Below are 21,871 nucleotides of genomic sequence, written 5' to 3' on the forward strand. Positions count from 1 at the left end.
ATCGGGCACCGTGCTCTCAATGGTGAAGAATCCGATCCCGCTAACTTTGGGTGGTCGAATAAAGTAACCGGACCGGCATTTCATAGCCTACCTGTCATGAGCGTCTTTCAGGCACTCAAGAAACACGTTCAACCTGCGCCCTTGCGAAGCGCTTTTGCGCACGATTGCGGCCATGCTTGAAATATATTCCGCAGCTTCGCAACGGACTTCCCGGACTTGACCAGCTTCCACGAACGGCTGTGCCTGATGGGTCGGCAAGAAGCCCAGATAGCAACCGGAAAGGATGAGAAGTGCCAACGCTTCTTCGCTTTGGACAAAGGCAGACTTTCTCAGTTTCAGTTTTTGATGGATCGACATGTTGGGTGAGTTAAAGCTCAGGCCCGCGTAGGTGTACTTTCGAAGCTCACTTAACTTGAACTCGGTTTCTGCGCGCTGAAACAGCTCGTGATTCTGGCCGCAAAACAGGCGCATGTCTTCGGTATACAGGGGCGAATAGTTCAACATCGGCGATTGGCGGTGCAAGGGGACGATGCCCAGATTGAATCGACCGTTTATGACACCTTCTTCGATCACGTTGGGCGGTTCGACCGAAATATCGAGCGTGACGCCCGGCGCCCGGTTTCGGAATAGTCGAATTGCCTCGGACATTTCGGCATCCGGGTTGGATGAAGACCGGTCAAAGATTGCAATCTTCAACTTTCCCGCCATTTCGGCGCGAACCTCACCGATAATGTTCTGAAATCTGTCGATTGAGGCAAACAGGCTGTCTGCGGACTTCAGGACATGTTGGCCGTCGGAGGTCAGCGAGAACCCGGCGGGCCCGCGATGGCATAGTTTCAGGTTCAGGCGGGTTTCGAGATCCGAGATGTGTTTGCTGATAGTTGAGCGCCCGATGTTGAGCTCAAACTCGGCGGCGGTGAACCCTCCGCAGGCAACCACGGTACGAAAAATCTGCAGCAAGCGAATGTCCACATCCGAGATGCGCGTAATGGCGAGTTTCTTTGGAATTGAAAGGTTTCCTTTTGTCGAACTTTACGTAGATTACTTTGTATTACCTCAACCGTTTTTGCAACTTATAACTCGCCCACCGGTGACTCCAGTTTGCGCCATACTCACAGGCGTAGGAATGCGATGCCATCGTCACAAATAAGGTGGAGGACTTATGAAACTCATCAAATCATTCTCATCTGTCGCGTTGGCTGCCACGTTTGCCGCCGCGACCTTTGCCGCGCCGGCCATGGCGAAGAACTTCAAGATTGCCGTGGGCGACAGCGGCGGTTCCAGCCAGGAGGCAACCGGCCTTGCCTTCAAGGAAAAACTCGAGGAACTGTCGGGTGGCAATCACACCGCAACTCTGTTTCTGAACGGCCAGCTCGGGTCCGAACAGGACACCGTGAACGAAGCAGCAATCGGCACGCTGGACATGTCGCTGCTGGCGATCAACAACGTCACGCCGTTCTCGCCGACCGTAGGTGTGTTCACGCTGCCCTACGTCATCCTCAGCCTGGAGGACGCCGAAACCCTGACCCAGGGCCCCATTGGCCAGGAACTGACCGAAAACACGATCAATGACGCCGGTGTGCGCATCATTGCCTGGACCTATACAGGTTTCCGCGTTCTGACGAACTCCAAGAAGCCGGTGAAATCGGTTGCGGATCTGGAAGGTCTGGTTATCCGCGTTCCCAAGAACGAGATCATGATCGACACCTATAAGGCGTGGGGCATCAGCCCGACACCGATGGCCTGGTCGGAAACTTTTGCCGGTCTGCAAACCAAGGTTGTTGATGGTCAGGACAACCCCTACACCACGATCAACGCGATGAAGTTCTACGAAGTTCAGGACTATGTGACTGAAATCCGTTACATCTTCTCGATCGAGCCTCTGATCATTTCCGAGCAGGTATTCCAGGGTCTGTCCGCCGAAGATCAGGCCGCCGTACTGGAAGCCGGGCAGTATGCAACCCAGGCCTCGGCCCAATTCCTGCGCGACAAGGAAGCCGAGATCAAAGCACTGCTGGTTGAAAAGGGTATGGAAATCCATGTTCCCGAAAACGACGAGGCAGAGTTCATCGAACTGGCAACCACAGCGGTCTGGCCGAAGTTCTATGAAAGCATCGGTGGTGTTGAAAAGCTGAACGCCGTTCTGGCCGCCATCGGCCGCGACCCCGTTTCGGAATGAAAATAGTATAAAACAAAGGAAAGCGCCTGACTGGCGCTTTCCATTCTGAGGGAGAGGGACCGATGAAAAACTTCTGGGGAATAGTCGACAACATAGAAAGCTACATCTGTCGGTTTCTTCTGGCAGTCTTTGTATGTCTTTTGTTTTTGCAGGTGGTCGTAAGGACAGTATTCAACTTTTCTTTCTCGTGGGTTGAAGAGCTGTCCGTCTACATGTTCGTTTGGTTCGTGTTTTTCGGCGCCAGCTATGCGGCCAAGATGGGTGCGCATAACCGCGTCACGTTTCAGTTCAAGTTTCTGCCCCCTCGCGCGATCAAATATATCGAGGCTTTCGCGGATCTGTTCTGGATCTGCTTCAATGTCTACTTCGTCTACCTGGCGATCGACTTCATCTTCAACCGCATGAACCGGTTCCAGTCCTCCCAGACCCTGGGGTTCCACCTAAGCTGGGTCTACATCGTTTTGCCGATCACCTTCACCCTGATGACCATTCGTATCCTTCAGGTGAACTACAAGAAAATCATTCTGGACGAAGATCTGCGTGATCCTGACGCGATCGATCTGGAAGAAGTCCGCGCAGACCTGGGCGCTGACGTGGACCACACTGACATTGGGGAGGCAAAATAATGGGCAGTGAAATCGTATATATCCTGTTCGGCGGCTTCCTGTTGCTGTTGTTCATCGGCGCGCCGATAACGGTCGCGCTTGGCGTTTCGACGATGATCACCTTTCTCGTCCTGGACGAGAATCCGATCAAATTTGTCCAGATTGCGTTCACGTCCGTGGGTTCATTCCCGCTCATGGCCCTGCCGGCGTTTATTCTGGCGGGCGCATTAATGGAAGCCTCGGGCCTGTCACGGCGACTGATCAATGTTGCCGAAAGCTTTGCTGGTCCCTTCACCGGCGGTATGTCGGCGGCAACAGTTTTTGCCTGCCTGTTCTTCGGCGCGATTTCGGGTTCAGGCCCGGCGACAACTGCCGCCGTCGGCATGCTGATGATCCCGGCCATGATAGATCGGGGATACGGACGCAACTATGCTTCGGCGATCACTGCATCGTCCGGAGGGCTGGGGATTGTCATTCCGCCGTCCATCCCGCTGATCATCTTCGGCATTGCCGCGCTCGGCATGCCAGCCCCGCCAGAAGCTGTTGCCGAACATGGCACCTTCCAGACCGTGTCCATCCCGAAACTGTTCATCGCCGGTTTCATGCCCGCCTTCGTGATCGCCGGCAGCCTTTTGCTGATGAACTACATCCTGGCCAAAAAGAGCGGCTACAAGGGTACGACCGAGGGCTGGTCCATGCGTCATATCTGGTGCGAAATGTATCGCGGCTTCTGGGCCCTGATGGCCCCGGTGGTGATCCTGGGCGGCATCTATTCGGGCTTTTTCACCCCGACCGAGGCGGCGATCGTCGCGATCTTCTACACACTGGTTGTGGGCGCATTCATCTACCGCGAACTCAGCTGGGAAAAGCTATTCACCTCGCTTGAAACCACCACATGGCTGACGGGGCGCGTGTTGCTGATCATGTTCACAGCAACGGTGTTTGGCCGGCTTCTGGTCGAAAACCAGATCCCTGCACTGATCGCCGAAGGCATGCTTTCCGTCACAAGCAACATCTATGTGATCTGGACGCTGGTCATCCTGTTCCTGCTGTTCGTTGGCATGTTCATGGAAACGCTGGCAACCATTCTTATCCTGGTTCCGGTGATGCTGCCTGTGGCCTACAGCGTCGGCATCGACCCAATCCACTTTGGTGTCGTGATGGTGTGTACGCTGGGGATCGGTTTCCAAACCCCGCCATTGGGCGAAAACCTTTTCATCGCATCCGGTATATCCAATATATCAATCGAGAAGATTTCCGTTGCAGCGCTGCCCTTTGCCTTCATCAATACGGTCGCCATCTTCATCATAGCGTTCTTTCCCGAAATCTCGCTATGGCTGCCGCGGGCGCTTGGGTATTGAGTGCGGACAGAAAGGAACTGAACCATGTTACCTCAGATCAAAGACATCCTGTTCGCAACGGATTTGTCCGAAAACGCCAACAATGCGTTGCGCCATGCCCTGAGCATGGCGCGCGCCCATGGGGCGAAAGTCCATGTTTTGCACGTGACCGAGCCTCTGACACAGGACGCCATCGTGACGATGCGAATGTTCATTCAGGATGATGCATCGCGCAAAAAAGCGATCCGGGACCGCCACGCTTCGGTGAAGGAACTGCTGAAAGAGAACCAGCAGAAGTTCGTGAAAACCCTGACCGAAGAAGGAAAGGAGGCTTACGCGTCTGTCGCCTCGGTGGAGCTGGTTGACGGGCATCCCGCCGAGTCCATCCTGCAGCGCGCGCGCGAGCTGGATTGCGGCCTGATTGTCATGGGCACGCACGAGCAGGGCACCGGACACACCTTCATCGGGACGGTCGTCAAACGGGTGCTGAGACGCTCGACAATTCCAACGATGGTGGTGCCCAACATCACCTGATAGGGGTGTTCAGACTCATCTTGAAGACCTCAGAATCTTCTTTTCACAGCGGTTGGGTTGAGGTTCTTCCGATGGTACGCGAAGGCCCCTAGGGCTCTTGCGGGGTGATCGTGTCACAAGCCCGCGAACAGGTCTTTGAATTGCGCGCGTAGCGCGTTCTTCTGAACTTTGCCCATCGTATTGCGCGGCAACTCATCCAGTTGGATCAGTTTTCGTGGGTGTTTGTAGCGGGCCAGACCGCTGCTGATCGCGGCCTGTATCGCTTCCAGATCGGGGTGCGCGTCCGGTTCCGCAACAATCACACCGACCACGGTTTCACCGAAATCCGGGTGCGGCACGCCGATGACTGCGCTTTCCAGAACACCCGGCTGGTCGTCCAGCGCCAGTTCAACCTCTTTTGGATAGACGTTGTAGCCTCCCGAAATGATCAGATCCTTGTTGCGCCCGACAATGTGGACATAACCGTCTTCGTCTATCCGCCCCAGATCGCCGGTGATGAAGAAACCATCCTCTCGCAACTCGGCGGCAGTTTTTTCCGGCATCTGCCAGTATCCGCAAAACACGTTGGGGCCGCGCACCTCGATCACGCCGATCTCGCCCTGGGGCAACGGACTGCCTTCTGCGTCGCATACCTTAAGCTCGACCCCCGGAAGTGGGAATCCCACCGTCCCGGCCCGCCGTTCACCGTCATAAGGGTTGGACGTGTTCATGCTGGTTTCAGTCATGCCATAGCGTTCGAGAATGCGATGGCCCGTGCGGTTCTCGAACTGAACATGTGTATCGGCAAGCAGCGGGGCCGAGCCTGAGATGAACAGGCGCATATGTGCGGTCAATTCCTTGGTGAAACGCGCGTCATTCAGCAGTCGCGTGTAGAAAGTCGGAACACCCATCATCGCCGTGGTCGTCGGCATCAGTGTGATGATGTTGTCCAGATCGAACTTGGGCAGGAACACCATACGGCTGCCAGCGATCAGAGAGACATTGGTCGCCACGAACAACCCGTGAGCGTGAAAGATCGGCAGCGCGTGCATCAACACATCGTCAGACGAGAACCGCCATTCCTTTGCCAGCGTCCGGGCATTGGACAGCAGGTTGTTCTGCGTCAGCATGGCCCCCTTGGACCGGCCAGTTGTGCCGGAGGTGTAAAGAAAGACCGCCAGGTCGTCTCCTGTACGATCCACAGTTGCAAAGCTGTTCGGCATGGCGGCGGCCTGTTCCATCAATGTGCCACCGCCATCGGCATTGAGGGTTAAAACGCTGGCCCCCATCGGAGTACTGACAGACTTCAGTTGGTCCTCGTTCTGTTCGTCACATACGACCAGAGATGCGCCGCTGTTTTCGATGAAATAGGTCAGTTCCTCGACCGTGTAGGCCGTATTGAGTGGCAAAAACACCAACCCGGCCTGAACACAGGCTGCGTAAAGGGCAAGCGCCTCGGGCGTTTTTTCGACCTGCACCGCGACCCGATCACCGGGTTGCAACCCCATCCGCGCAGTGACATTCGCGATCTGCGCTGCTGTATTCAGAAAGTGGCGATAAGAGATCACCCTGCCATCCGCGAGATGCAGGAACGGTGTGTCTTTGTCCGCATGAATTCCGAACAGGCTGTCATAGAGTGGGTTTGCCAAGAAACTGACCTTTGTATTCGCGATGCAAGAGACCTACCGGCTGAGAATTTCTAGCTCAACGAAAATAGTGGAGCAGCGCGGGATTTTGGGCCGCGTTTCAGGTGGGCTCACGTGTCATCAGGGACAGAACCATAAGAAGCCGTAAGGCAGGCATTCAACAGTGGAAATGAAGTTGTTCGACGGCCCGCAACTGTTCCGACGGTGGCCATTTGTCGAAGTATCGGGACACGTTCGACAAGAAAGACAGATCGATTGACGATATCCCCCGGGGGAGGATAAGGTTCGCCACATGACACACATCCACTCAACCCATCCGGCAATCATTGCACGACTGAAAAGGGCCGAAGGGCATCTGTCCAAAGTGGTTTCGATGCTGGAGCTGCAGCAACCTTGTTCCGACATCGCCCAACAATTGCACGCGGTCGAGAAAGCGATCACAAACGCCAAACGGGCTTTGATCCATGATCATATCGATCATTGTCTGACGGGTGGCGACGATCCGGAAGGAGCCGTGGAAGAGTTGAAAACAATCAGCAAGTACCTGTAATCCGATGCTTTCAGTTCTTAGAAATCGCACCTATCGCCATCTTTTCTTCGCCCAGATCGTGGCGCTTTCGGGCACAGGTCTGGCCACTGTTGCACTTGGCTTGCTTGCATTCCAGCTGGCAGGGGATTCGGCGGCGCTGGTGTTGGGAACCGCACTGACCATCAAAATGGTGGCCTATGTCACGATCGCTCCGATTGCGGCGGCATTTGCCGAGCGCGTCGATCGGAGACGAATGCTGGTGGTCCTCGACCTGATCCGGGCCGCGGTTGCCATGACCCTTCCATTTGTATCAGAGGTCTGGCAGGTCTACGTTCTGATCTTTGTCCTGCAATCGGCATCGGCCGGGTTCACACCCGCCTTTCAGGCCACGATCCCCGACGTTCTTCCTGATGAACGAGACTATACCAAGGCGCTGTCGCTGTCCCGTCTTGCGTTTGACATGGAAAGCCTGCTGAGCCCGATGCTCGCCGCGGCGCTGCTGACCGTGATGAGCTTTGACAACCTGTTCTGGGGCACCGGAATCGGGTTTGTCGCTTCGGCGCTTCTGGTTGTCTCGGTGCTTCTGCCGTCGCCAAAGCCGGCAAAGCCGCGCGGCATTTACGATCGGACAACGCGCGGGATGCGGCTATATCTCAGAACGCCGCGCCTGCGCGGCTTGCTGGCGCTGAACTGGGTCGCCTCGGCCACCGGCGCGATGGTCATCGTCAACACTGTTGTCATCGTGCGTGGGGATCTGGGCCTGTCGGAAAGCGCTGTCGCGGTTGTCTTGGCGGCGTTCGGGGCAGGTTCCATGCTGACCGCATTGACCCTTCCGCGCCTGCTGAACAGCGTGCCCGACCGAAAGGTGATGCTGTCAGGGGCGGTGCTAAGCAATCTGACCCTGTTCACGTTGGCGCTGACATCATTGGCAACGCCGCTGTCCCAAACCGCTCTGATGGTCGGCTGGCTTCTGGTTGGTGCGGGATATTCCGCAATACTGACACCGACAGGGCGGCTGCTTACAAGGTCAGCACATCCTGAAGACCGCCCGGCAATCTTTGCAGCCCAATTCACATTGTCCCACGCCTGCTGGTTGGTATTTTACCCTGCGTCGGGCTGGCTGATCACCGTGTTCGGCACCGTTGTCGCCATGATCTCACTGTCTGCTCTGGCTTTGTTCGGCCTTCTGGCGGCCGTGCGACTATGGCCGGCCGATGACGGCCGACCTGTCCGTCACGACCACCCGGATTTGCCGCAGGATCACCCACATCTACAGGGCGATGAGCCTCATCAGCACGTGATCATTATTGATGATCTGCATCCGAGGGCTGATGGGCAGACAAAGGCAAAAACCGCCCTATAACCTGTTGGCGTCCCCAGAAGGCATTCATTTTATTGCAATCCCTCCGAAAGACATTTCCGGAGTTTTGGATTTTTTTGTTGCAAATTGATACTAACCAGCGGAACCATGCTCAGAACACGTAGTCCAGGGTTTTCGAGATGCCGCCATTCGCCATTGACGGGCACAATGACGTTTTAAGCAAAATTGCCGGTTCGAATGCCTCGGATCCTCTTGCGCTTTTTTGTTCCGGAAACGGGGACTGGCATCTTGATCGTCCAAGAATGAAGGCCGGCGGATTGCTGGGCGGTTTCTTCGCCATTTGGGGGCCATCCGAAAACGATACGATCGACTATGATGGCCTGATGGCCGGAGCGACCTATGACGTGCCGTTGCCACCCGAATTGCCACAAGATGCGGCGATGAGACGATCGGTTGCATTGGCAAGCAGTCTTGTTCAGCTTGAGCAACGCGGGGCGCTGCGCATTTGCAAGAACGCGGCGGAGTTGCGCCTAACCTGCGAGTCCGGCGAAATCGGCGCAATCATGCATATGGAAGGGGCCGAGGCGATTGATCCGGACCTGAAAGCGCTCGATCTGTTCTATGCGGCTGGCCTCAGGTCGCTTGGCCCGGTCTGGAGCCGCAACAACATCTTTTGCGACGGCGTTCCGTTCTGCTTTCCCGGATCACCTGATACCGGTGGTGGACTGACCGAAGCGGGAAGGTCGCTGGTCGCACGGTGCAACACGCTTGGTGTTCTTGTGGACCTGTCGCATATCACCGAAGCGGGGTTTTGGGATGTCGCCGAAACGTCGGATGCGCCGCTGGTGGCCACACATTCCTGTGCCCATGCCATTTGCGCAAATTCCAGGAACCTGACCGACGCGCAAATGCGCGCAATTGGCGAAAAGGGCGGTGTCGTGGGGATAAATTACGCGGCCCAGTTCCTGCGCGCAGACGGTCGTCGCGACCCGGATGTGCCGTTGGATCAGGTTCTGGCCCATATCGATCATATGATCAACGTCATGGGCGAAGACACTGTGGCCCTGGGCTCGGACTATGACGGGGCGACGGTGCCCAATGCCCTCGACGGCGCAGAAAAGCTGCCTGCATTGCTGAATGCGATGGAGGTCCATGGATACACACAAGATCGGATCACGAAGATAGCCAACGGAAACTGGCTGCGCGTGCTGACCGACACCTGGGGCGGGTAGACCCGAGCATAATCAACAGGGAGTTAGACTATGAAGTTATTTTCCAAACTTGTCGGCACCGCAGCTTTTGCGGCGACACTGGCTGTGGGTGCACCGGCCGCGTTTGCCGAAACGCCGCCCAACATGCTGGTCATGGCGATGCGTATCGATGACATCACGACAGCCGATCCGGCACAGTCGTTTGAATTCACCGGCATGGAGATGACGCGCAACATTTATGGCAAGCTGGTCAATTACGATCCGCTTGATCTGGACGCCGGGTATCAGCCGGATCTTGCGACCAAATGGGACGTGTCCGAGGACGGAAAGACGATCACCTTCACGATGCGCGAGGGCGTCAAGTTCCACTCCGGCAACCCGGTGACGGCGGAAGATGCGGCGTACTCGCTGCGCCGTGTCATCAAGCTGAACAAGACACCGGCCTTCATCCTCACTCAGTTCGGTTTCACCCCTGAAAACGTTGATCAGATGATCCGCGTGGAAGATGGCAAGCTGCTGATTACCACGGACAAGAAATACGCGACATCCTTTGTGCTGAACTGCCTGACAGCCGGTGTCGGCGCCATCGTCGATATGAAGACCGTCGAAGCCAACGCCGTGGATGGCGACATGGGCAACACCTGGCTGGCGACAAACTCGGCGGGTTCCGGTCCCTACATGCTGACAGGCTGGAAACCGAATGAGAGCTATTCGCTGCAGTCCAACCCTGATTACTATGGCGGTGCCCCTGCCATGGAACGCGTCATCACCCGCCATGTGCAGGAAAGCGCGTCGCAGCGGCTGTTGCTGGAGGCAGGCGATATCGACATCGCACGCAACCTGAACCCTGAAGACATGGCCGCGGTCGAGTCGAACGCCGATCTGGACATGTACGCGGCCCTGAGCGGTCAGATCATGTATTTCTCGCTGAGCCAGAAACACCCCGAACTGTCGAACCCAAAGGTCATGGAGGCCATAAAGTACCTGATCGATTATGAAGCGATGGCCGATAGTTTCCTCAAGGGTGACTGGGCGGTTCACCAGAACTTCCTGCCGGCAACCTACATGGGATCGGTCGACGACAATCCGTTCAGCTATGATCCGGAAAAAGCCAAGGCGTTGCTGGCCGAGGCCGGTGTTTCCGGGTTTGAGTTCGAAGTCGGTGTGCGCGAGGCGCAGGAACGTATCGAGATCGCACAGTCCATCCAGAACACGCTGGCCGAGGCCGGGATCACCATGAAGATCACTGTTGGGACCGCCAAGCAGGTGCTGACCCGGTATCGCGCCCGTGAACTGGACGCCTATCTTGGCGCTTGGGGGCCGGATTACCCCGATCCGCAGACCAATGCCGGAACCTTTGCCTGGAATCCTGACAATTCGGACGAAGCAAAGGCCACCGGGATTCTTGCTTGGCGCAATTCCTGGAACCCCGGAGAACTGACGGCAATGACCGATGCGGCCAAGATTGAACCCGACACGGCAAAACGGGCCGAGATGTACGAGGAAATCCAGGCCATATTCCGCCAGACTTCGCCCTTTGCAATCATGTTCCAAAGGACTGAGAGATCCGGGATCGGCGGCAACGTCACCAACTGGAACCTTGGCGGTGCGGTGTCCGAAGCCGGTTACTTTGTCGTAACCAAGTAATGAGCGACATGACAAATTCCGAGAGGCGCGGGCTCGCGCCTCTCATTCACGTCTTAAAAACAACCGTTCTGACGATCGGATCGATTCTGGTGACGATGCTGGGATTGTTATTTGTGACCTTCATCATCGGAAGGGTGATGCCGGTCGACCCGGTGATAGCGATAGTGGGTGAACGCGCCACGCAGGAAGTTTATCAGGAAACCTATGAAATGCTCGGGCTGGATAAGCCTCTGCTTGTCCAGTTCTGGTATTACCTTTCCGATGTCGCCCGGCTGGATTTTGGAATTTCCTACCTCAACGCGCGCCCAGTGATTGAAGATATCAAGCGGGTTTTTCCCGCAACACTGGAATTGGCCACCCTGGGTGTTCTGGCGGGTATTCTGGTCGGCGTGCCGCTAGGCATTGTCGCGGCCGTCAACCGGGGTAGCTGGATCGATCAGATTGCCCGCATCATCGCGTTGGTGGGATACTCAATGCCGATCTTCTGGCTGGGCCTGATGGGATTGATGATATTCTACGGCAAGTTGCGATGGGTCGGTGGCCCGGGGCGCCTGGATATCTTCTACGAGGACATCGTGCCGACGCGTACGGGTATGATCCTTGTCGACAGCCTGATTGCCGGCGACATGACGGTCTTCTGGAATGCCGTCAGCCATATTATCCTGCCCGCGCTGCTGCTGGGCTATTATTCGCTGGCCTATATCAGCCGCATGACTCGCAGTTTCATGCTGGAGCAACTCAGCGCAGAATACATCCTGACCGCCCGTGTAAAAGGATTGCCCGAACGTATCGTTATCTGGCGTCACGCCTTCCGCAATATCCGTGTGCAGCTGATCACCGTCATAGCCCTGTCTTATGCCGGTTTGCTGGAAGGGTCCGTGCTGACCGAGATCATCTTCAGTTGGCCCGGTATCGGCAGCTATATCACCACGGCGCTTCTGAGTGCGGACATGAATGCCGTTCTGGGTGGAACCGTGGTTGTCGGTTTCTGCTTCATATTGCTGAACGTCACAAGCGATCTGCTTTACAAAGTTCTGGACCCGAGGGCCAAATGACCACTCAAACGCTACGACAATGGCTTCTCTCGGAAGAACCGGAAAGCAGGGTACAGGCCCGCCTCGCCTCCATATACAACGGATGGCTCACGTTGCGCGGCAATGTCATGGCCATGATCGGTTTGGTCATCATTGTGGCCCTGGTCCTGACCGCCCTGTTCGCGCCACTTCTGGCACCGCATGATCCGTATGTTCAGGACCTTGGCAAACGTCTGCTTCCGCTTGGGACAGAAGGACATCTGCTGGGGACGGACAGCCTCGGGCGCGATATCCTCAGCCGCCTGATTTTCGGTGCGAGAATAACGCTTTACATCGTGGCACTTGTCGCTCTTATAGCGCCGGTTCTAGGGCTTCTGGTTGGCACCGTGGCAGGATATGTCGGCGGAATCGCCGACCTTGTCCTGATGCGGATTACCGATATATTTCTGGCTTTTCCCCGGCTGGTTCTGGCACTGGCCTTTGTGGCCGGTCTGGGCGCGGGGATCGAAAACGCAGTTCTTGCAATATCGCTCACTGCCTGGCCGCCCTATGCACGGTTGGCTCGGGCCGAGACGCTGACGATCAGATCGCAGGACTATATCAGCGCCATTAGGCTGCAAGGGGCCGGTCCGTTCCGGATCATCACGCGCCACATCTGGCCGTTGTGCATCAGTTCACTCATCGTTCGGGTCACGCTGGATATGGCAGGGATCATTCTTGCGGCGGCCGGTCTTGGATTTCTGGGTCTCGGCGCGCAACCGCCCAGCCCGGAATGGGGTGCGATGATTTCTGAGGGGCGCCGTTTCATCCTGGATCACTGGTGGGTCGCCACCATGCCGGGGCTGGCGATATTCATCGTATCGCTCGCCTTCAATCTGCTGGGCGACGGATTGCGTGACATTCTTGACCCCAAACAAGGGGGCCAGGGATGAGCGAACAATTGCTGGACGTGCAGAACCTCTGGGTTCGGTTTCCGTCCCGCAGGGGCGTGTTCGACGCAGTGCGCGGGGTCAGTTTCAGCCTTGGGCGGGAAAGACTGGGGATCGTCGGCGAAAGCGGGTCCGGGAAGTCCATGACTGGGCGGGCAATCCTGCGCCTGGTGCGCAGCCCGGGTCTTGTCGAGGCGGACCATATCAAGCTGCACGACATTGACCTGCTGAGGTTGTCCGAACCCAAGATGCGCGCTGTTCGCGGTAGCAAGATTTCAATGGTCATGCAGGATCCCAAGTTCAGCCTGAACCCCGTAATGACCATCGGTGCGCAGATGATCGAGGCATATCGCCAATCCACTGGCGCCGGCCATTCCACTGCCCGAACGCGCAGTCTGGAAATGCTGGACGCCGTTGCAATCCGAGACCCGGAAAGGGTACTGCGCGCTTATCCGCATGAGATGTCCGGCGGCATGGGGCAAAGGATCATGATCGCCATGATGCTGGCCGCAAATCCCGAGATCCTGATTGCCGACGAACCGACGAGCGCGCTGGATGTTTCGGTCCAGCGTCAGGTGTTGAATATCATGGACGATCTGGTGCGCGAGCGTGGAATGGGGCTGATCTTTATCAGTCACGACCTGAACCTGGTGGCGGAATTCTGCGACCGGGTGCTGATCATGTTTGCGGGGCGCATTGTCGAAGTCTGTGATGCCGACAAGCTGTCTGAGGCCAAACACCCATATACTCAGGGACTTCTGAATGCCTTGCCCCGTCTGGATGAGCCGCATGAAAGGCTTGCGGTTCTGAACAGGGACGAAGCCTGGGCCGATGCGCCTTCGGTCAGCGGACAGGTCAAGCCATGAGCATGATCGACTTACACAATCTGAACGTCTGGTTCGGAACGGGAAGGGATCGGGTGGACGCCGTGCGCAGCGCCTCGCTTTCTGTTGCTCAGGGGCAGAGCCTGGGCCTTGTCGGCGAAAGCGGTTCGGGCAAGTCAACAATATTACGGGCGCTGTCAGGCCTTGTACCCGGCTGGTCCGGTGGCATGCATGTCAACGGTGCAGAACTGGGCCGACATCGCTCGCGCGAGTTCTATCAGACGGTTCAAATGGTCTTTCAGGACCCCTATGCCTCGCTTCACCCCCGCCAGACCGTCGATCAGGTTCTCTCTGAAACCCTGCGTCTGCACGGCATGACCGACATTGACCGCCGGATCGAGGATCTTCTGGCCAATGTGGATCTGGGCCACAGGTTTCGTTTTCGGTATCCGCATCAGCTGTCAGGCGGCCAACGCCAAAGGGTTGCAATTGCACGGGCGCTTGCGGCCGAGCCGGATGTGCTTTTGCTGGACGAGCCGACCAGCGCGCTGGACGTTTCAATTCAGGCCGAGATTCTCAACCTGTTGACGGACATACGCGCCGAGCGATCCCTGACATATCTTATGGTCAGCCATGACCTGGCGGTTGTCGGGCATTTGTGTGACCACATTGCCGTGATGAATGCTGGCCAGATCGTCGAGCATCTGAGCGTCGAGCAACTGCGAAGCAGATCTGCCCATCATGCCTATACCCAGCAATTGATTGCCAATTCCTACATCTAGGCCATCTGTCTTGTTCGGTCCGGGCACAAAGGTGACTTAGACCGGTTTTCGTGCGACGATCCAGACTGAATGATAGGTCAAGGGTACGCCGGCGTCGGTCCCGAACCGGCGGGTGTAATCTGTTGAAAACCGCAACAGATCGGATTTGGTCCAGAACTGTTTGGCCCGCCCGTTGACCCCGGTTTGGCGCAGATGTTTAAGCGCAAGACGCGGTGACGCGAAGTGCAGTTGCTGCACATGCTCGCCCGATGTCACAAGTTCCATTTCAGTTTGGACTGAAGCAACCAGATCCTCGGAACGGCACAAACCCGGTGCCCCTGCAGACGAGCCGATTTGAGCGAGCTCATGATACTGCTTTGGGCCAAAGCCCGAGACTGCAAGCCAACCACCCGGCGCAAGCGCGTCTGCGGCTCTGCGCAAAAGTGCAGCCGGATCCGCCAGCCACTGGATCATTGAGGCAGAGGTGATCAGATCAGGCCGGTCGGGCCAGTCCACCTGCAGCGCGTCGCCGCACAGGAACGTGGCGGCGGCCGTTTGTGCAGTCATCCCGGCTTCGGGCGCCAGATCGTTGAGGATCAGGTCTCCAATGACAAATGCATCGCGCAGCTTCTGTGTCAAAAGTCCGGTACCGCAGCCAAGTTCCAGGACTGAGGAAAAGTTACCCGGCGCGCCGCAATCGCGCAGGTCCGTTACCAGTCGCTCCGCGATCCGCCCCTGAGGACCCGCGGCCTGGTGATAGGTGTCAAAGCTACGGCTGAAGCTGCGCTGAACCCGGTCTGTCAAATGCGCCATCATGTGATCCACTCCGCCCAGCTTTGCCCGGCCCGAAACGGAACATGTGGCCTCGAGACGGGGCGCACAGCCTTACCTTGTTGCGCCCATGCGGCCTTTTGGGCGCCGGTCGGGATGATCCGGTCCTTTTCGGGTATCCAGACGCGATCAAAGACACGTTCCGGGGCTGGACCCCGATCAATGATGCAATGCAGCTCAGCCTGCGCGGCCTCGATGTTCAGGGCAGGAGCGGGGCCTTGCAAACCGGCGCGACGGCAAAATTTCGAAAAACTGTCTGCCGTAAGGCCATCGGCTGTCGCGCGTATCATTTGGGGCGCTATTCCGGTTTCCGCATCCGCTGGCGACAGCGTTCCACTGACGGCGACAAGACGCGCGGGTGAAAAGCCAGTCATTGCCATCCAATGCGCGGCGGACGCGACACCGAAAGAAAAAGCAATCAGATCAACGCGGTCATATTGCGCGAGTTCGGGCAGGGCATCATCCAAGTGACGGTAGTCATCCACCAGCAGGACATCGTCCTGTCCCGTCAGTTCTGCAAACGGGGCCGCACCCAGCGCCCAGCCACCAAAAACAAGGATTAGTGACGACTGTTCCGACCGGGATAACCATTGACGTTTCATTACGATTCCCTGGCCAACGCCACCATCGCAGCGGTGACTTTGCTCAACTCGTCCGGTGAGATGATGTAGGGTGGCATGCAATAGATATTCCGCGCAAACGGGCGCAGCCAAACACCGGTTTCCGGCGCCTTCCTGTGCGCGACAGAGGGATCAACCAAATTCTCCATCTCGATGACGCCGATCGCACCCAGAACCCGGACATCCGCCACTCCGGGCAAATTCCGCGCGGGGGCAAGTTCATGTGCCATCTGCTGTGCGATTGCGTGCACCTCGGCGCGCCAGTCGCGCCGGGACAGTTGGTCAAGGCTGGCGGCACCGGCGGCACAGGCCAGCGGATTGGCCATATAGGTGGGGCCGTGCATCAGCACACTGGCTTCGCTTTCACCGATCCCACGAGCCACAGGTTCAGTGGCGACCGTGGCCGCCAGAGTGATATGACCACCTGTCAGCGCTTTACCAAGACAAAGAATGTCCGGCACGACGTCAGCCAGATGCATCGCAAACAATTCGCCGGTGCGGCCGAAGCCCGTGGCGATTTCGTCGAAAATCAACAAAACCCCGTATGCATCGCACAGCGCCCGCGCGCGCTTTAGCCAGATCGGGTGATAAAAATACATGCCGCCCGCGCCCTGAACCACCGGTTCCAGGATCAGTGCGGCAATTCGATTGCCTTTGGTTTCCAGCAACTCCTCAAGCGCGCCAAGGCCATTGAGGACCGTGTCGTCAGACCAGTCCTGATCCAAAGTGATCTGTGGGCGGGGCAAAAAATGCTGTATCGACAATGCGCCCCGAAACAGCCCGTGCATACCGTTGACGGGGTCGCAAACGCTCATCGCCTTCCAGGTGTCGCCATGGTAACCGCCGCGAATGGTGGCGAATTCCGTGCGCTCGGAACGACCCACGGCCATCTGATATTGCACAGCCATTTTCAGGGCGACTTCGATCGCGACCGAACCGCTGTCGCTGAAAAAAATGCGGTCCAGACCATCCGGCAACAGGCTGATCAGCCTGCGGCCCAGTTCCACGGCGGGTTCATGGGTCAGGCCGCCAAACATGACATGCGGCATTCGCGCCAGCTGATCCTGCATTGCGCTGATAATGGCAGGGTGCCGATGTCCGTGAACTGCGCACCACCATGACGACATGGCATCGATCATCTGTGTGCCGTCTTCCCGAGAAAGCCAGACGCCCTCGGCCCCGGTGATGAGGTGCATCGGGCCGGGGTTCAACACATTGGTGTAGGGATGCCAAAGATGGCGTGCGTCGAATTCCAGTGGGGTCACAGAACGCTCCGGATAGCGTTGACATCGATGGCTTCAAACGCCGCTGACAGCGTGTCGTGTGACAGATCGTCGATTAGCGGCAGCCGGCCCAGATGGCGGACGTTACACATTTCGACGATAGTTTGTTCTACTTCGGGTTCTGCATCGCCGACAAAGGCCACGCCAACCACGGTGCAGCCCGCGTTGCGCAGCGCCATCAGGGACAGGGTCGTATGGTTTATCGTTCCAAGCGCGGTACGCGCGACAAGCACCACCGGCGCCTGCCAGTGGGTGAACAGGTCCAGAAAGAAATGCCTGCGGTTTAGCGGCACCATGACACCGCCTGCGCCCTCAACAACCAACGGGCCGTCAACCTCCGGCAGCGCAAGCTGCGACAGGTCGATTTCGACACCCATATCCGCGGCGGACAGGTGCGGGGATGCAGGCATGTTCAACCGATAGGCTTCCGGCAGCACTTCAGCCCCCGAGAGAGTTGCAACGATTTCGCTGTCGGTTGCATCCTCCAACCCGGATTGAACTGGTTTCCAATAGCTGGCGCCAAGCGCCGCCGTCAGGCCTGCGGCGAAGACCGTTTTGCCGACGCCGGTGTCGGTTCCTGTCACGATGACAGCGCTCATGCCGCTTTCCTCTGGTAACGGTTCAGTGTTTCGAACAGGGCGCTGATTTCCGCCTTGCTGACATTGCCGGTGATAGAGATACGCAATCTCGAAGTGCCGCGCGGCACGGTCGGCGGTCGAATACCGCGCACATCGAATCCGTTTTCTGCGAGCGTGGCCGCCATTTCCATTGTTCGCCCGTCATCCCCCAGAATGACGGGTATGATCTGGCTGTTCAGAACGTCGTTCGGCACGCCAAAACGCCGTGCTTCTGCATGGGCATGCCGCAGACGTTCCTGCGCCGCATCAATCAGCGAGCTATCCGCCTTCAGCACGCTGATCATTGCCCGCACCAGCGCTGCGTTAAAGGGGGAGGGGGCGGTTGCAAAGATGAAAGGGCGCGAGCGGTTGATCAGGGCGTCGATCATCACCCTTGATCCGCAAATCAACCCGCCGGCAACACCAAGCCCTTTGCCACAGGTGTGCAGCGTCAGCAGTTCCGCGTTCAAGCCATGCGCCAGCCCTTTGCCCTGCGGGCCGAATACGCCTGTGGCATGGGCTTCGTCCACAACAAGGATCGCGTCATTGGCGCGGGCCAGCTCCGAGAGCTCTGCCAGAGGCGCAAAATCGCCTTCCATGGAATAGATGCTTTCAACGGCAATCCAGATCTGACCGGAGCCTCCGGCCGAATGCCACTCGGCGATGACACGCCGCGCATCGGCGACATCGTTATGTGCGAACTCCAGAGTCGTGGCGCGGCCCATGCGCATGCCTTCATGCGCGCTGGCATGAATCAATGCATCATAGAGAACCAGATCTTCTGCGGCGGGCAGAGTGGAAAAGATCGCCTGATTGGCCTGAAACCCACCGCCCATGAACAAGGCGGATTCGGCCTGGAAGAAGGCGGCGGCTTCCTGTTCCAGCGCTTCATGCTCAGGGTGATTGCCCCGCAACAGGCGCGACCCGCCGGACCCCAGCGGAACTCCGCGATCCAGCGCGTCTTGCGCCGCCACCTTCAGCATTGGAGACTGCGCCAGCCCCAGATAGTCATTGGAGGCGAAATCCAGGCCGCAACGAGGTGCGAGCACCCTATAGCGGTGCCGGTTGTTCAGAACATCCAGCATGGATTTCAGGCGGTCCAATGCCTTCATTCAGCCGCTTCCACGCAGCTCTGCCCAGCCACGGTTTCGACCTGCAAACCGAGTTTGGCAAACAGGATTGCGTCAGTATCTTCCTCGGGGTTTTCAGCGGTCAGCAGGGTTTCGCCCACAAAGATCGAGTTTGCTCCGGCCAGGAAACACATCGCCTGCATCTCATCGCTCATCTCACTGCGGCCAGCGGACAGACGCACGTAGGATTTTGGCATCATGATGCGGGCGGTTGCAATTGCGCGTACAAAGTCGATCGGGTCGATTGGCTTGGCATCGGCCAGCGGTGTGTCTTCCTGTGGCATCAGCATGTTGATCGGCACGGAATCGGGCGCCGGGGACATGTTGGCCAGCGTTACCAGCATATCGACGCGATCCTGAATTTCCTCGCCCATGCCAAGGATGCCACCCGAGCAGACCTTGATTCCGGCTTCCTGAACCCGGTTCATCGTGTCGATCCGGTCCGCGAAAGTGCGGGTTGTGATTACTTCGGAGTAGTACCGTTCGGACGTGTCGATATTGTGGTTGTAATAGTCCAGACCGGCATCCCGCAAACGGACGACCTGGTTGTCGTCCAGCATGCCGAGCGTCATGCATGTTTCCATGCCAAGGTCGCGCACACCCTCTACCATGGCCACAAGCGCGTCCATGTCTCGTTCCTTGGGCTCGCGCCAGGCGGCTCCCATGCAGAACCGAGTCGCGCCGCCATCCTTTGCCTTGCGCGCCTCGTTCAGAACGCGCTGAACCTCAATCAGTTTTGACGCCGACAGCTTCGAGCCGTTTCGAGCGGACTGAGAACAATATGCGCAATCTTCGGCGCAGCCGCCGGTTTTGATCGAGAGCAGCTTGGATGTCTGGATCTTGTTTGGATCAAAGTTTTCGCGGTGAACCGTCTGAGCACGAAACAGCAAATCCATCAAAGGCATGTCGTACAAGGCTTGCGCGGCCTCGCGGGTCCAGGTGGGGGTCGATTGATCCATTTTATCGATACTTTTCCTAGGCGTCTGTCTTTCCGGCTTTTATTATTGATAAACCCAAAAACTACAACTGGAATCTCCCATGTGGGAAGGCATTCAGGCGAAAACCAGCGAATTGAACGCGTTGCGAGCCAACACAGCGCTGCAGTGCAGCGCCGCGCCGCGGAAACGCACGCAAAATAGTATGTTCCTCAGTCGTCCGCGCCACCTTGACTTTGGTCAGACAGGAACGTGTCAGGGCTGTCTACTTCTTCAAGTTTCCGGTTTTTGATCCACCAGAACCGGGTTCCTAAATTCCGCAGAAAACTTCGGTCGTGACTGACCAGCAGGCAGGTTGCGTCATGTTCCGTCAGTTCGGCCTCAAGCGCCTCTTGCCCGTCGATGTCCAGATGATTGGTCGGTTCGTCGAGCAAATAGAAGTTAGGTGCCTTTAGCCGCAGCATCAGCATTGCCAGCCGGGTCTTTTGGCCACCGGACAACGCCCCAATTTTCGTGTCTTGCATCTGGTAGTTAATTCCGACCCCGGCCAGGACCGAACGCGCCCTCTGATCGCCGATGGAAAACTGTGCCACCACAATAGCCAAAGGAGTTTCCGCATCATCCAGTTGGCTCAGATTCTGATCGGAAAAGCCGGGAACAATAGACGCTGCGCATTTGATGCCATCTTCGGCCCCTGCCAGAGCTGCCTGTATCATCTGGATTAAACGTGACTTGCCAGCACCGTTCGCGCCAAGCATCACAACTCTGTCCCCGCGCGCAATCCACTTCCGGCCGGTCTTGAAAAGTAATTGCCCGTTTGGCGAGCGAACAGGCGCATCATCCAAAAAGACAAGCGCCTTGGCATGAGTGCCGCTGTTCGCCAGCCGGATATCGCCTGCAGATTGTTCGTGGTGAACGTGACCGATTGCCTGTTCCAGCTTGTCGGCCCTTAGTAACAGCTGTTTGGTTTTGGTCAGCAACAGATCAGAGCCGGAATTCACACCAACGTTCTTCAGTTTTGCCGCCTGGCGACGAAGCTGCCGGGCTTTGTTCAGTTCATTGGCTTGCTGCCGCCCATCGGCTGCGTCAGATTCTGCAAGGGCTGCACGTGCCGATGAGTATGACGCCGAAAACACGCGGGAATTTTCGGGGCGCAGAAACAAGGTACGATTGGTCGTGGCATCCAGAAACGCCCGGTCATGCGAGGCGATCACAACCGGCACGTCGCACGGCAATGCGCCAAGCCAGTTTTCCAGCAGCGCAATCCGGTTAAGGTCAAGATGGTTGGTCGGCTCGTCCAATAGCAGCAGGTCCGGTCTGGTGATCCAGACCGCGGCCAGCATGGCAGTGCGCTGCCATCCGCCGCTCAGATCGCGCAGCGGCCTGTGATGCAACGCATAGGGGATCTGAAGCTCATCCAGCACGACATCCACGCGCCAGCTTTCATAGTCCGCCTGCTCTGGTGGCAGGCCCGCCAGGACCCAATCGTGCAAGCTGTGCGCCAGCGCACCGGTCGGAATGTCCTGTTTTACGTGTCCGGCTCGCAAGCCGCGAGCGCGGGTAACCTCTCCGGTTGTGGGCTCATGGTCGCCCGACAGGCATGCAAGCAGCGTGGACTTGCCGCGTCCGTTTGCGGCCACCAGACCGATCCGGTCGGTTTTCGATATGGTCAGGTTGAGGTCAGAAAATAAAGTCGCGCCAAGGGTCACGCCCAAGGCATTGATGTTGATGACAGTCATGGAAATCTCGCACCCAGAAGGTATGGCCGCACAGCGGCTTTGAGCAGACCGTCGATGAAAGGTGTCTCGGGTCGGCCCTGTAAACGGATCTACAGGGCGAAACGGGGACCGTGCTGAAGTCGGCGGATGATACGCATGTTCAGCTCGTGCCCTCCTTTTGTTGGTTGTTACCTTTGC

At 57.4% G+C, this 21,871-nt stretch carries 21 protein-coding genes; 12 read left to right on the plus strand and 9 right to left on the minus strand.

Annotated features, from left to right (window positions below):
* Positions 1-87: 87 nt before the first annotated feature.
* Complete coding sequence (locus tag ACR3EQ_RS22815) at positions 88-960, minus strand: LysR family transcriptional regulator (RefSeq protein WP_170611749.1); 873 nt, start codon at positions 958-960, stop codon at positions 88-90.
* Between the two features lie 202 nt (positions 961-1,162).
* On the opposite strand from ACR3EQ_RS22815, the gene ACR3EQ_RS22820 reads away from it, so the two are divergent.
* The 4 genes from ACR3EQ_RS22820 to ACR3EQ_RS22835 all read left to right on the plus strand — a co-directional run bounded on the left by ACR3EQ_RS22820 (position 1,163) and on the right by ACR3EQ_RS22835 (position 4,658).
* Complete coding sequence (locus ACR3EQ_RS22820; protein WP_170611752.1) at positions 1,163-2,179, plus strand: TRAP transporter substrate-binding protein; 1,017 nt, start codon at positions 1,163-1,165, stop codon at positions 2,177-2,179.
* 62 nt (positions 2,180-2,241) lie between these two features.
* Positions 2,242-2,805, plus strand: a complete 564-nt coding sequence (locus ACR3EQ_RS22825; RefSeq protein ID WP_170611754.1) for a TRAP transporter small permease — start codon at positions 2,242-2,244, stop codon at positions 2,803-2,805.
* Positions 2,805-4,145 (plus strand): TRAP transporter large permease, encoded by a 1,341-nt coding sequence (locus ACR3EQ_RS22830; RefSeq protein ID WP_170611756.1) that lies wholly within the window; start codon positions 2,805-2,807, stop codon positions 4,143-4,145. Before ACR3EQ_RS22825 ends, ACR3EQ_RS22830 begins: the two co-directional genes overlap by 1 nt.
* Positions 4,146-4,169: 24 nt before the next feature.
* Positions 4,170-4,658, plus strand: coding sequence for a universal stress protein (locus ACR3EQ_RS22835; protein WP_170611758.1), 489 nt, complete (start codon positions 4,170-4,172; stop codon positions 4,656-4,658).
* Between the two features lie 113 nt (positions 4,659-4,771).
* On the opposite strand, the gene ACR3EQ_RS22840 is transcribed toward ACR3EQ_RS22835, so the two are convergent.
* Entirely contained in the window at positions 4,772-6,286 is a 1,515-nt protein-coding gene (locus ACR3EQ_RS22840) for a malonate--CoA ligase (protein WP_170815989.1), read from the minus strand.
* Between the two features lie 289 nt (positions 6,287-6,575).
* Between ACR3EQ_RS22840 and ACR3EQ_RS22845 the strand changes: the two genes are divergently transcribed.
* The 8 genes from ACR3EQ_RS22845 (at position 6,576) to ACR3EQ_RS22880 (ending at position 14,560) form a co-directional block, all read left to right on the plus strand.
* On the plus strand, positions 6,576-6,833 hold the full coding sequence (locus tag ACR3EQ_RS22845; protein WP_170611769.1) for a metal-sensing transcriptional repressor: 258 nt from the start codon (positions 6,576-6,578) through the stop codon (positions 6,831-6,833).
* Between the two features lie 4 nt (positions 6,834-6,837).
* On the plus strand, positions 6,838-8,175 hold the full coding sequence (locus ACR3EQ_RS22850) for an MFS transporter (RefSeq protein ID WP_480492220.1): 1,338 nt from the start codon (positions 6,838-6,840) through the stop codon (positions 8,173-8,175).
* Between the two features lie 137 nt (positions 8,176-8,312).
* A complete protein-coding gene (locus tag ACR3EQ_RS22855; protein WP_480492222.1) occupies positions 8,313-9,365 on the plus strand; it encodes a dipeptidase in 1,053 nt (350 codons plus the stop codon).
* A gap of 30 nt (positions 9,366-9,395) precedes the next feature.
* Positions 9,396-10,991 (plus strand): ABC transporter substrate-binding protein, encoded by a 1,596-nt coding sequence (locus tag ACR3EQ_RS22860; RefSeq protein WP_170611775.1) that lies wholly within the window; start codon positions 9,396-9,398, stop codon positions 10,989-10,991.
* An 8-nt stretch (positions 10,992-10,999) separates the two neighbouring features.
* Entirely contained in the window at positions 11,000-12,046 is a 1,047-nt protein-coding gene (locus tag ACR3EQ_RS22865) for an ABC transporter permease (RefSeq protein WP_480492224.1), read from the plus strand.
* A complete protein-coding gene (locus ACR3EQ_RS22870; RefSeq protein ID WP_170611779.1) occupies positions 12,043-12,957 on the plus strand; it encodes an ABC transporter permease in 915 nt (304 codons plus the stop codon). The genes ACR3EQ_RS22865 and ACR3EQ_RS22870 overlap by 4 nt, the downstream gene beginning before the upstream one ends.
* Positions 12,954-13,820, plus strand: coding sequence for an ABC transporter ATP-binding protein (locus tag ACR3EQ_RS22875; RefSeq protein ID WP_170611781.1), 867 nt, complete (start codon positions 12,954-12,956; stop codon positions 13,818-13,820). Before ACR3EQ_RS22870 ends, ACR3EQ_RS22875 begins: the two co-directional genes overlap by 4 nt.
* Entirely contained in the window at positions 13,817-14,560 is a 744-nt protein-coding gene (locus ACR3EQ_RS22880) for an ABC transporter ATP-binding protein (RefSeq protein ID WP_170611783.1), read from the plus strand. Before ACR3EQ_RS22875 ends, ACR3EQ_RS22880 begins: the two co-directional genes overlap by 4 nt.
* Before the next feature lie 36 nt (positions 14,561-14,596).
* Here the strand turns inward: ACR3EQ_RS22880 and ACR3EQ_RS22885 are convergent, their stop codons facing one another.
* From ACR3EQ_RS22885 to ACR3EQ_RS22915, 7 genes are all read right to left on the minus strand, one after another.
* Positions 14,597-15,355, minus strand: a complete 759-nt coding sequence (locus ACR3EQ_RS22885; protein WP_170611785.1) for a methyltransferase domain-containing protein — start codon at positions 15,353-15,355, stop codon at positions 14,597-14,599.
* On the minus strand, positions 15,352-15,972 hold the full coding sequence (locus ACR3EQ_RS22890; protein ID WP_170611787.1) for a pimeloyl-ACP methyl esterase BioG family protein: 621 nt from the start codon (positions 15,970-15,972) through the stop codon (positions 15,352-15,354). The genes ACR3EQ_RS22885 and ACR3EQ_RS22890 overlap by 4 nt, the downstream gene beginning before the upstream one ends.
* A complete protein-coding gene (gene bioA / locus ACR3EQ_RS22895; RefSeq protein ID WP_170611789.1) occupies positions 15,972-17,255 on the minus strand; it encodes an adenosylmethionine--8-amino-7-oxononanoate transaminase in 1,284 nt (427 codons plus the stop codon). Before bioA ends, ACR3EQ_RS22890 begins: the two co-directional genes overlap by 1 nt.
* Positions 17,252-17,872, minus strand: coding sequence for a dethiobiotin synthase (gene bioD, locus ACR3EQ_RS22900; RefSeq protein WP_480492227.1), 621 nt, complete (start codon positions 17,870-17,872; stop codon positions 17,252-17,254). The genes bioA and bioD overlap by 4 nt, the downstream gene beginning before the upstream one ends.
* The gene (locus tag ACR3EQ_RS22905) at positions 17,869-19,002 is read right to left on the minus strand and encodes an 8-amino-7-oxononanoate synthase (protein WP_170611793.1); all 1,134 of its coding nucleotides are present in this window, start codon (positions 19,000-19,002) and stop codon (positions 17,869-17,871) included. The genes bioD and ACR3EQ_RS22905 overlap by 4 nt, the downstream gene beginning before the upstream one ends.
* The gene (gene bioB / locus ACR3EQ_RS22910) at positions 18,999-19,979 is read right to left on the minus strand and encodes a biotin synthase BioB (protein ID WP_170611795.1); all 981 of its coding nucleotides are present in this window, start codon (positions 19,977-19,979) and stop codon (positions 18,999-19,001) included. Before bioB ends, ACR3EQ_RS22905 begins: the two co-directional genes overlap by 4 nt.
* 188 nt (positions 19,980-20,167) lie before the next feature.
* Positions 20,168-21,694: an ABC-F family ATP-binding cassette domain-containing protein gene (locus ACR3EQ_RS22915; protein WP_480492229.1), complete on the minus strand. Its 1,527-nt coding sequence runs from the start codon at positions 21,692-21,694 to the stop codon at positions 20,168-20,170.
* Between the last annotated feature and the right edge of the window lie 177 nt (positions 21,695-21,871).

Source organism: Ruegeria sp. AN11, from assembly GCF_056536005.1.

What these genes read in the sequence shown, in the direction of transcription:
- bioD (WP_480492227.1), bottom strand. Translation starts at nt 17,872, where the DNA reads ATGAGCGCTGTCATCGTGACAGGAACCGACACCGGCGTCGGCAAAACG.
- ACR3EQ_RS22875 (WP_170611781.1), top strand. Translation starts at nt 12,954, where the DNA reads ATGAGCGAACAATTGCTGGACGTGCAGAACCTCTGGGTTCGGTTTCCG.
- ACR3EQ_RS22890 (WP_170611787.1), bottom strand. Translation starts at nt 15,972, where the DNA reads ATGAAACGTCAATGGTTATCCCGGTCGGAACAGTCGTCACTAATCCTT.
- ACR3EQ_RS22820 (WP_170611752.1), top strand. Translation starts at nt 1,163, where the DNA reads ATGAAACTCATCAAATCATTCTCATCTGTCGCGTTGGCTGCCACGTTT.
- ACR3EQ_RS22885 (WP_170611785.1), bottom strand. Translation starts at nt 15,355, where the DNA reads ATGATGGCGCATTTGACAGACCGGGTTCAGCGCAGCTTCAGCCGTAGC.
- ACR3EQ_RS22850 (WP_480492220.1), top strand. Translation starts at nt 6,838, where the DNA reads ATGCTTTCAGTTCTTAGAAATCGCACCTATCGCCATCTTTTCTTCGCC.
- ACR3EQ_RS22860 (WP_170611775.1), top strand. Translation starts at nt 9,396, where the DNA reads ATGAAGTTATTTTCCAAACTTGTCGGCACCGCAGCTTTTGCGGCGACA.
- bioB (WP_170611795.1), bottom strand. Translation starts at nt 19,979, where the DNA reads ATGGATCAATCGACCCCCACCTGGACCCGCGAGGCCGCGCAAGCCTTG.
- ACR3EQ_RS22835 (WP_170611758.1), top strand. Translation starts at nt 4,170, where the DNA reads ATGTTACCTCAGATCAAAGACATCCTGTTCGCAACGGATTTGTCCGAA.
- ACR3EQ_RS22825 (WP_170611754.1), top strand. Translation starts at nt 2,242, where the DNA reads ATGAAAAACTTCTGGGGAATAGTCGACAACATAGAAAGCTACATCTGT.
- ACR3EQ_RS22905 (WP_170611793.1), bottom strand. Translation starts at nt 19,002, where the DNA reads ATGAAGGCATTGGACCGCCTGAAATCCATGCTGGATGTTCTGAACAAC.
- ACR3EQ_RS22845 (WP_170611769.1), top strand. Translation starts at nt 6,576, where the DNA reads ATGACACACATCCACTCAACCCATCCGGCAATCATTGCACGACTGAAA.
- ACR3EQ_RS22870 (WP_170611779.1), top strand. Translation starts at nt 12,043, where the DNA reads ATGACCACTCAAACGCTACGACAATGGCTTCTCTCGGAAGAACCGGAA.
- ACR3EQ_RS22915 (WP_480492229.1), bottom strand. Translation starts at nt 21,694, where the DNA reads ATGACTGTCATCAACATCAATGCCTTGGGCGTGACCCTTGGCGCGACT.
- ACR3EQ_RS22830 (WP_170611756.1), top strand. Translation starts at nt 2,805, where the DNA reads ATGGGCAGTGAAATCGTATATATCCTGTTCGGCGGCTTCCTGTTGCTG.
- ACR3EQ_RS22855 (WP_480492222.1), top strand. Translation starts at nt 8,313, where the DNA reads ATGCCGCCATTCGCCATTGACGGGCACAATGACGTTTTAAGCAAAATT.
- ACR3EQ_RS22880 (WP_170611783.1), top strand. Translation starts at nt 13,817, where the DNA reads ATGAGCATGATCGACTTACACAATCTGAACGTCTGGTTCGGAACGGGA.
- ACR3EQ_RS22865 (WP_480492224.1), top strand. Translation starts at nt 11,000, where the DNA reads ATGACAAATTCCGAGAGGCGCGGGCTCGCGCCTCTCATTCACGTCTTA.